The organism is Kitasatospora sp. GAS1066B (assembly GCF_041262605.1).
Lineage (GTDB): Bacteria > Actinomycetota > Actinomycetes > Streptomycetales > Streptomycetaceae > Kitasatospora.
In genome coordinates, this window is the sequence record NZ_JBGCCO010000060.1 from 19,965 (window position 1) to 28,937 (window position 8,973).

Consider the following 8,973-nt stretch of genomic DNA (forward strand, 5'->3'; position numbering starts at 1 on the left):
CAGTCGTGCTCGCTGAATGCTGTGCCGTTATGTGCGGTTATCGTGGTGAAGAAGCCTCGACCAGCTGGGGTCTGAGGGGTGGTGATCCAGGTGTAGCCGGGGCCTTCGCGCAGGGCCCGTTCGATCAGCAGGCGGCCGTATCCTTGCCGCTGCCATCCGCCCCACAGGTAGATTGCCTTGATCCTGCCGTAGCGACAGGCGTCACACACCTGCCAGATCAGGACCGCCGCGCAGTCGCCGGCCTGATCGTACATTCTCACCATGCGCGGTCCCGCTGGGACATGGGGTGGCCAATAGAGGCACCTTGCCGGTTGGTCCGCTGTCACCAGCCGAATCCACCACCAGCGGATTCGGCCCATACCCTGGGGTACGTGTCCCACGGTCCTGCCTCCTTTCCAGCGGCTCGGAGAGGCAGGGGTGAGCCGCCTGCGGCATGGCGGGCCCGGTCCCGGCAGGGGAGGCTCTTCACACAGCGGAGCAACCGGGCCCGGGCCCAACTGGGGAGAGAAGTCCTGGCGATCCGGGTGACGCGGCGAGCGTGTGGATCACCCGGTTGGCGAAGTGGCCCCGGTGGCCGGCTGCTCATGTGTGCTCCCGCCGGCCGCGCCGGCGAACGCTCGGCCATGGTCGTGCCGGATGGTTCGGGTCGTGCGAAGCAGGAGTGGGCCTGACCGCTGCCGTCGGGCCGGCCGGGCAGCGGTCAGGCACCGCGGTACCGTGTCGCGCGGAGCGGGCTCCTGCGCGTCGTTGGTGGTGGTGCCGGCCAGCAGGGCGGGTGGTGACGGGCAGCTGGCCGGGCCACGTCCCTGCTGGGGCAGGGCGAGTTGGCCAGATACATGTGCCTGGTTCATCCCCGCCGCGTCTGCTCTGCCGGTCGGCGCGGTGCGGCGTTCGGCCAGCGGGCTGGCGGGGGCGACTTGTGAGAGCGTGGGGTTCGTCGTGGGGCGCGCAGCGTGGGCGCCGGCGTGGTAGGGGCGGTGGCCGCGGCTGAGCGGCGGTTTGCGGGCCGCTGCTGGTCGGTGGCGGGTTGATCATCCGGGGCGGGTCAGCAGCAGGCCGCAGCTGTAGGCGCGTCCTCGGCCCAGGCCCTGGGTCAAGGCGGCGAGGAAGGCGTCGGGGTCGGTGACGGTCAGGGTGCCGCACACCTCGGCGCGGCTGATCTTGAGGCCCTGGTGCTGGTCGCTGACGACCGGCGGCAGGATGCGGACGGCGAGGGCGGCGGGATCGGCGGCGGCTCCGATGCGGTGGACGCCGGTGGCGGTGTGAGCGGGTTCTGCGGGGTTTTGGAAGCGTTGTCCGATCCATTGGCGCACGCGTTCGGGCTGGGTGTGGGGCAGCCGTTTGCGAGTGGATTGACCGGTTTTAGCGTCGCGCCGGGTACTGGTGGGGCAGATGACGGTACGAAAGGTGTAGGTGTCGCCCTCGTGGATGCGCTGGTCGATGGCCTGGGTGGTCACGGGAGCGCGCAGGGCGGTTTTGGGGATGGTGGTCCAGTTAGGGGTGATCCGGGACTGGACGACGATCAGCAGGGTGTCGGTCTTGAGGTCGACGGACCAGGTGGACAGGACGCCCATCTGGGCTCGCGCGTCGCGCTGTCCGTCGGCGACCCAGCCGCGGAAGCCGGACATGACCAGGCGGTGCATGTCCTGGGCGTCGAGGAGGGCTCGTTGGGTCAGGGGATGACGGGCGTCGAGCGGCAGGATGCTGTGGCGGGTGATGAGGCGGGCGGTGCTCACGCGATGATGTCCCATCCGATGGTCGCGGTGGGGAAGGTGCGGGTGCGGATCTCCCAGCGCGGGGCGTAGGCGCGCTGCAGGGCATCGAAGGTGATGGGCTGGTCGTTGATCTGGGTGGCGCCCGAGGCGCTGGGGTGTGCCTCGAGCCAGGTCCACGGTCGCTGTGCGGTGGCGTTGGGCAGCAGGGCGGTGGCTGTCAGGACGCTTTCGAGGGGGCCGGGATGGACGCCGCCGGAGATCGTGCCGCACGGGGGGCAGGATTTGCGCCCCAGCCACAGCAGCCGTGCCGGATGCTCCAGGGCGTGGGAGAGCTTCTCGAGCAGAACCCGGTCGGGGTGTTCGAGTGCGGCGACGAATGCGGCGTCGGCCAGGTACCAGCGGTTGCTGGTCAGCGGGTCTCGGGTGGTGGTGTTGGCGGCGGTCAGGACACCGGTGTCGCGGTCCGGGGCGACGCCCTTGGGAGCGCCGTACCAGTTCGCGAGCCAGTGGGCGGTGCCGGTGCCGGTGCCGAAAGTCGTTCCCGTGGCGGCTTCCAGGGGCTCGGCGGCTTTGTCGGCGCGCCGGGGATCGGTGATCATGTCGCGCGGGCGCAGCGGGTAGGGGCCGCCCCCGGCGACCTGGAAGTCGCGCACCGCGATGCCGGGCCGGTCGGCCCGCACGCCGAAACGCAACCCGGCCAGCCACCCGAGGTCGTGGTGGCGCTCCAGGCCCAGCGCGGCGGCGGCCAGTCCGATGGCACCGGATTTGGTGGGGCGGGCGAGGGTGTCGCGGTGGTCGAATCGGCCCACGGATCCCCATGACTGCAGGGGGCCGGCCAGCCGCATGAGCAGCACGCTGCAGGTCATCGGCACGTCAACTCCGCGGTGTTCTCGACCTCGGCGCCGGGCAACTGGCCGGCGGTGGCCCGCTCTGCGAGCAGCGCCGACACGGCGAGGTCGTAGGTCAGCAGGCGTGCGGCGCTGACGTCGCCGCGCTTGCGCATGACCAGTGTGTGCTGGTCCAGGAGCAGCGTGGTGGCTCTTAGGGAGGCCACGCTGGCCTCGTACGCGTCGATGGGCGTCTCGAACACGCCGGCGTAGTTGAAAGGGCGTGCGCCCTCGAAGGCGAGGACGAATTTGGGCAAGGATCCGCTGGAGGCGGTGGTGTTGGTCTTGGCGCGCGGCATGGCGTTGACGAATGCGTCGACGAACTCGCGTTCGGCTGCTTCGGCGGCGGCCTCGACCTTGTCGGCCGCAAAGCCGGCGCTGATCAGATTCGCGCGCAGCTTGGAGCGGTCCAGAGCGGCATGGCGGTAGAACGTCCCGCTGATGAGGGACTGGTAGCCCGTCATGCCCGCCCCGGTGTCATCCATGCCCTCGAGGTGGCCCAGGGCGGTGGCGTGGGACTTGCGGTCCAGCTTGGCGTCATCGGCCGCCGAGTAGAAGTCGTCGATGTGCTCGGCGGCGTGCACGGTGAAGGCGTGGCCGCTCTGGATCGCGCCGTCCACGTTGGGGGAGTCGGCGATCTCGGCCAGGAAGCGCCCGTAGAGGGCGATGTCGATGGCGTCGCCGGGAGCAAGAGCCGTCAGGACGGCGGTACGGATGTCCTTCGGCAAGGGGGGCAGCTTCTCCTCCGCGCAGGGCTTGGGCTCTTCGGCGTGCTCGCTCGCGCTGTCGATGCCGGCCTTCTTGCCCCTGCCTTTGGCCTTGCCCGCTGGGGCGGCTTCCTTGGCCTTGGTGTAGTCGGCCACCCACGCGCTGACCTGGATGGCATTGGCCGCCAGGTGATCGGCGATGGTGTCGGCCGCGGTCTGCGGCGCGAATACGAGGACCTTCGTGTGGTCCTTCGTTGTGGGCCTGTCGCCGAACTTCAGACCCACCCCCTCCAGGACCGCTTTGGCCGTGGCCAGCGCCCGCTCGGCCTCCCAGCCATAGGTGGTGCTCAGGGCAGCGGCGGTGAGCTTGGCCCACTCGCGGGTGCGCACCCCCATGGTGTGTCCGGCCAGCGGACCTTGGCCGGCATTGGCGCGGGTGCGCGTGTGGGTGCGCTCGGCCCGGCGCCGCGCCTGGGAGGTGATCATGGTGCGGGTGCAGCCACCGAAGGGGAGCGTCTTGGGCAGGCCGTTCTCATCACGCACCGGCAGGACCGCCACCAGGCTCTCCAGCAGGTGCAGGGACAGGTACTGGTGGCCGTTCGGCGCGATGTCGGGCGTACTCACGTGGACCCTCCGGTGGCGAGTGTACGGACAGGGGCAGGTGTCGGAAGGCAGAAGGAGCGGACCCAGTCGTAGCGCACGTTGCGTCCGTAGGGCTCCCGCGCCTTCCACACGGACAGGTCTTCGGTCAGCCGCGTCCACGAGGGCGGCATCGTGCCGCCGGTTCGGATCCGTGCGATGGCCAGGTGCAGAGGACGGCGCGGGATGTGGTGGGAAGTCACCAAGCGGTCCATCAGCCGGGCCGCACCGGGGTCGCCCGGGCCGTGGCCGGCACCCGAGCCGACCCTGCGCAGGGCGCTTCCCATATCCCCGTAGCCACGATCGGGTACGCCGCGCTCGGCGTGGTAGCAGGCGAACAGAAACGCGACGTATTCGAAGACCGGCTGCTGGGTGGGCAGCGGAGCGAAGTGCGCGGCCGTGAAACCCGGCCCCTTGAAGCCCCCAGGGCGGCGCAGGGCGGCGAGCATGGTGAACTGCTCCTCGCTGACCAGGTTGCACAGCCAGTCGGTGAACAGGGCAGCGGGTGATTTCTCTAGCAGCAACTCGCGCATGCATCCTCTCCCAGGTGATCAGGGGCCTTCGGGCAATCCAGCAACTGCCGAAAACGCGCCAGGCACCGGGCACGGGCCTGCAAAGCGCGCCCTGAGACCGAAAGGCTGCCCAGGCGGGCCTTCAGCGCCGTGAAGGCCAGGTCGCGGACCTCTCGATCGAAATCTGCCAGTACGTCGCTGGCGCAGCGCCCCTCGGCGACGGACTCAAGCACGGCATGGACGGCAGGAGCGGCTGAAGCCCACATCTGCGGCTCGCCATTGAAACGGGCCAGCTGAGCCGGCTTGGGGCTGGGGCTGGTGTAGGGGTAGGCGATCTCGCGTGCGGTGGCCGCGGCGACGTAGAGAGCCTTGGCGGCGTGCTCGCAGATCTGCTCGCACCGCTCGGCGGCCTCACGCAACTCCTCCTGCCGTCCGGCGGCGTAGGGGAAGATGTCGCAGGCCCAGGAGGTGACCTTCGTCTGCCGGGCGATGATGCCCACCATCCACAGATCCACCCGCCGCTGCGACAGCCGGGCCAGGCGACCGTAGAGACCGCCGCTGCCACCGGCTGCGATGGCGGCGTATAGCGTCGGGCAGCTGCGCCACAGGTCGCGCACCGCCGACGGCTTGAGCAGGACCGTGGCGCCGGTCGCGTTCTCACCGGTGAGCGCGTCCTGCAGGTAGAGGGCGGGCAGGGCGCCAAGCAGTTCCCCCGGGCCCAGAAGAACGCGGTCCACCCCCAGCGCGCCGCCCGGCAGGCGCACCGCCCGCATGATCACCGAGCGGCCCAGCACAGTGTGCAGGTCCGCCGGGCCCTCCGGCAGCCGGGCCTCCGCAAGGCCGCCGGCGGCGAAGGTCCGCCGCGCCCTTGCGGTCCAGGTCAAGTTGACGCTCCCCGCTTCACCCTCCCAAGGGACCAGATTCAGGCGCAGCGTGTCGCCCAGACTGTCCCCCAGCGCCAGGACCCGCAGGCGCCCGCCCAAGCGGCAGACCGCATTGTTGGTGAACGCCGCCGGCAGGCCCATGTCCTTGGCCTTGATCTTGGCCCTGCCGCCCAGCCCGTAGACATGCTGGGTCAGCATCGCGCGAAACGCCGCGTCAGCCGCCACCGGCACATTGTGATGCAGGTGGTGGTGGTCGAAGTGCAGGCTGTAGTCACCTGCGCGTTCGATGAACAACTGGGCCGGCCCCACCCCATGGGCATCCAAGTGCGGTGCCAGCAGCGCGTTCTGCCCCAGCGGTTCCACCGGGTCGAACAGATCCCAGCACCCGGGGTGCTGCTCCAGCCAGTCGGCGACCCCCGCCAGCGACCGGCGCTCCTGCACCCACACCCCCCATTCCTCCTCGGTCCGCGGATACCGGCCTGCCGCATAGACCAGGCCCAGGAGCCACTCGACGAGCGCCACGCCCTCCCCAGGCGTGTCCCCGTACACCGCCGTGACGTCCTCACACCTGCGGAAAACCTCCGTCACGGACAGCATGTCCCGCTGCGCCGCCCCCGTGCCGCCCTGCCCGCCTCCCGCCACGGGGATGCATGCCTGTTCCCGCACGTCGTATCGCAACCGAGCCGCTCCTCTCCACTGGCCGTCGCTGCCCAATACATGTCCCGTTGGGTGCTGTCCTGCCAGAAGACGCCATCCGACGCGGTATATGACGTGACGTCATCCCAAAGGGCGACCCCCCACCCGAACCAGTCCCAGCCGCGCCCAGGTCACCCCTCGCGCAAGCCACCGTGACTCCTCCAGGACCCCGCGTCCCCAGGTTGCCTTTCCATGACCCCCGCAACAGGCCCCCAGCTTCCGGGGCCGGCATGACCTGGGCCCCCAGCCGATCATGATTTATCACCGTCACCCACTGGTCGCTGATCGCCTGATCCGCGACCAGTTCACCGGGCCGGGCCTCGCCTTCGGTGGGCCCGGCCCTCGCCACGACAACGGAGGAGTAAGGACGTTGAACGACTTCGACGCCCAGGGGAGGCTGTGGAACCGGTTTGGGCCGCCTCATACGACAGTGACGCGCTCGGCTTCGACGAAGAGCTGACCGCCGACGCGCTGCACCACTTGGCGGCCGGCGGCCGGCGGCCACGCGCCCGAGCTCGGGTCGACACCGGCCGCATCGCGCTGCCGCTCGCCCGGCGCGGCACCCGCGTGCTCGGCCCGGACGCCTCACCGAAGATGACCGAGCGCCCGCTGTCCCGCCGGGGACCTGCCCAGGTGAGGATCGCCGACATGACCGCCTTCACCGTCCACGAGCTCTACCCGCCCAGCTACACGGTGGCCAGCACCTTCCTCCTACTGCCCCCAGGAACGGCAGCTCGCCTGCCTGGACTGTTGCGCGAGGGCCCTCACCGCCGGTGGCCGGCTGATGGTTGAGACCGCGGTGCCCGGAGCCAGCAGCCTGTCGTTGGAGCGCCAGCAGACCATCGTGCGCGAGGTCGGCCACGAGCACCTCAAGATCTCGGCGGTCGCCCACGACCCGTACGCCCAGCACCTGACCTCCCAGGAGATCCGCATGGGAGCCGACGGCCGCTACCAGATGCTGCCGATCGTGCGCCGGAACGCACACCTTCCAAAGCTGGACCTGATGGCCCGCGTCACCGGGCTGCGGTTGGCCCAAGCATCCCGACCGCAGCGGACACGCGCAGCGGCTCAGCCGCGAGGCTGAGGGGAATCCCCGCGTCTACGCCGGGGAGTATGTCAACAGCACGCTCCGCACCTGGCACCACGATGTGCTGCCCCGAGTCGAGGACGCAGTCGAGTGTGGCATCCACCAGCCGGGAGGCATCATCGAGTTCACCCCGCTCCAGCGCGGCCTCCTCACCGGTCGCGGCGGCCAGCCGGCCGACTGGTTCGGGTCGTAGGCCGCGAGCAGCCTGCACGCGGCCAGGCGAGGAAAGTCCTCCTTCGGCAGTTACCCGGCGGCGAGTTGAGGGAACACCAGCGCGCCCGGGAGGCGGGGACGGGGTCATCACCGGTGTGTCGTTCAGGCGGCCCCACGCATCGACAACAAGAGAACACAAGCCCACAATGCCCTCAGCACCCGCCCCACGCCGATCGCCAGAGCACCGCGTCACCTCGGGCACCTCGCCCGCCCAGAAACCAACCCGGACATCACACCACCGACCAACGGCAAGCACCGATCCCGCAGGACATCCAACCAACGCGCGCCGACAACCTGGACAGCCGCGCCAGAACGGCGCCCACCCGGCCAGCACCGAGCCACCAGCACCATGCGCACGGGCCACCGTCACACTCCCAGGACAGCCGCCGCGGACGGCCCGGTGGATGTTGGCGGGGGTCCCTGTGGGCCGGGTGGGCGGTCGGGTGGGTGGTGGCGTCATGAGCGTTGTGGTGATGGCTTCTCAGGTACGGGTGCATTGTCGCTCCCGTGCCAGGACCGCGGCCCTGTGCGGGGCTGGGATCAGGTCGGGCCTGAGTTCGGCGCCGGCCCGGTGGTGCCGCGCGCTGTTCCCGCTCTCTCCGCGGCCGGTCCACGGCCCGGGGCCCCTTTACTTCCAGGAGTGTTGACATGTTCGATGACGTGAATGCGGGCGCGCCCGGCGCGGTCCCCGGTACGCCGGTCGGCCGTAGGGTTGTGCGACGTTCGATGTCGGTGCTGCTGGCGGCGTGTCTGAGTGGGGCGGGGTTGACGATGCTGACCGCGACCCCGGCCGCGGCCGCAGCCCCGGTCCCGGGCAGCGCACCGCTGTTCATCGCCGACGTCAACAACAATCAGGTGGTGGAGGTGACGCCCGGCGGCACCCAGACCACCGTCCCGGCCACCGGCCTGAGCGGCCCGACAGGGGTGGCGGTGGACGCGGCCGGTGACGTGTTCATCGCCGACTACAGCCACAGTCGGGTGGTGGAGGTTCCGGCCGGCGGCGGCACACAGAACACCGTCGGCACCGGCCTGAGCAACCCGGCCGATGTGGCGGTGGACGCGGCCGGTGACGTGTTCATCGCCGACTACAGCAACAATCGGGTGGTGGAGGTGCCGGCCGGTGGCGGCGCGCAGACCACCGTCCCGGCCACCGGCCTGAGCGGCCCGGAAGGGGTGGCGGTGGACGCGGCCGGGGACGTGTTCATCGTCGACCAGTTCAACAATCGGGTGGTGGAGGTGACGCCCGGCGGCACCCAGACCACCGTCCCGGCCACCGGCCTGAACGCCCCGGGCGGGGTGGCGGTGGACGCGGCCGGGGACGTCTTCATCACCGACATCGGCAACAATCGGGTGGTGAAGGTACCGGCCGGCGGCACCCAGAGCACCGTCGGCACCGGCCTGATCCAGCCGACAGGGGTGGCGGTGGACGCGGCCGGGGACCTGTTCATCGCCGACTACGGCCACAATCGGGTGGTGGAGGTGCCGGCCGGTGGCGGCGCGCAGACCACCGTCCCGGCCACCGGCCTGAGCGCCCCGATCGGGGTGGCGGTGCCGCCGGCGCCGGCGGCCCCGTCCGGGGTGCACGCGAGTGCTGCGGGCGCTGGTCAGGCGACGGTGTCCTTCACCCCCAATG

The 8,973-nt window shown here is 70.7% G+C and carries 8 protein-coding genes; 3 read left to right on the forward strand and 5 right to left on the reverse strand.

Translation table 11 applies throughout. The features are described 5' to 3' along the window. Positions 1–1,031 precede the first annotated feature (1,031 nt). Genes cas6e through ABH937_RS36920 form a run of 5 tightly spaced genes read right to left on the reverse strand, consistent with a single transcriptional unit; the run spans position 1,032 to position 6,022 of the window. On the reverse strand, positions 1,032–1,736 hold the full coding sequence (gene cas6e / locus ABH937_RS36900) for a type I-E CRISPR-associated protein Cas6/Cse3/CasE (protein WP_280694803.1): 705 nt from the start codon (positions 1,734–1,736) through the stop codon (positions 1,032–1,034). After that, positions 1,733–2,581, reverse strand: coding sequence for a type I-E CRISPR-associated protein Cas5/CasD (cas5e, locus tag ABH937_RS36905; RefSeq protein WP_280694804.1), 849 nt, complete (start codon positions 2,579–2,581; stop codon positions 1,733–1,735). Before cas5e ends, cas6e begins: the two co-directional genes overlap by 4 nt. After that, entirely contained in the window at positions 2,578–3,933 is a 1,356-nt protein-coding gene (locus ABH937_RS36910; RefSeq protein WP_280694805.1) for a type I-E CRISPR-associated protein Cas7/Cse4/CasC, read from the reverse strand. Before ABH937_RS36910 ends, cas5e begins: the two co-directional genes overlap by 4 nt. Beyond that, positions 3,930–4,481 carry a type I-E CRISPR-associated protein Cse2/CasB gene (locus ABH937_RS36915; protein WP_370220757.1) on the reverse strand — a complete coding sequence of 184 codons (552 nt, stop codon included), beginning with the start codon at positions 4,479–4,481 and terminating at the stop codon, positions 3,930–3,932. Before ABH937_RS36915 ends, ABH937_RS36910 begins: the two co-directional genes overlap by 4 nt. Then, positions 4,463–6,022, reverse strand: a complete 1,560-nt coding sequence (locus tag ABH937_RS36920) for a type I-E CRISPR-associated protein Cse1/CasA (protein WP_280694807.1) — start codon at positions 6,020–6,022, stop codon at positions 4,463–4,465. Before ABH937_RS36920 ends, ABH937_RS36915 begins: the two co-directional genes overlap by 19 nt. 417 nt (positions 6,023–6,439) lie before the next feature. On the opposite strand from ABH937_RS36920, the gene ABH937_RS36925 reads away from it, so the two are divergent. From ABH937_RS36925 to ABH937_RS36935, 3 genes are all read left to right on the forward strand, one after another. Beyond that, positions 6,440–6,832: a hypothetical protein gene (locus tag ABH937_RS36925; RefSeq protein WP_370220758.1), complete on the forward strand. Its 393-nt coding sequence runs from the start codon at positions 6,440–6,442 to the stop codon at positions 6,830–6,832. Then, positions 6,825–7,124: a hypothetical protein gene (locus ABH937_RS36930; RefSeq protein WP_280694809.1), complete on the forward strand. Its 300-nt coding sequence runs from the start codon at positions 6,825–6,827 to the stop codon at positions 7,122–7,124. The genes ABH937_RS36925 and ABH937_RS36930 overlap by 8 nt, the downstream gene beginning before the upstream one ends. Positions 7,125–7,988: 864 nt before the next feature. After that, positions 7,989–8,973, forward strand: a 985-nt coding sequence (locus ABH937_RS36935; protein ID WP_370220759.1) for a hypothetical protein, incomplete at its 3' end; no start/stop codon positions are given.

Bases quoted from the DNA above. Each gene is read 5' to 3' on its own strand.
- cas5e (WP_280694804.1), bottom strand. From the start codon at position 2,581: ATGACCTGCAGCGTGCTGCTCATGCGGCTGGCCGGCCCCCTGCAGTCA.
- ABH937_RS36915 (WP_370220757.1), bottom strand. From the start codon at position 4,481: ATGCGCGAGTTGCTGCTAGAGAAATCACCCGCTGCCCTGTTCACCGAC.
- ABH937_RS36930 (WP_280694809.1), top strand. From the start codon at position 6,825: ATGGTTGAGACCGCGGTGCCCGGAGCCAGCAGCCTGTCGTTGGAGCGC.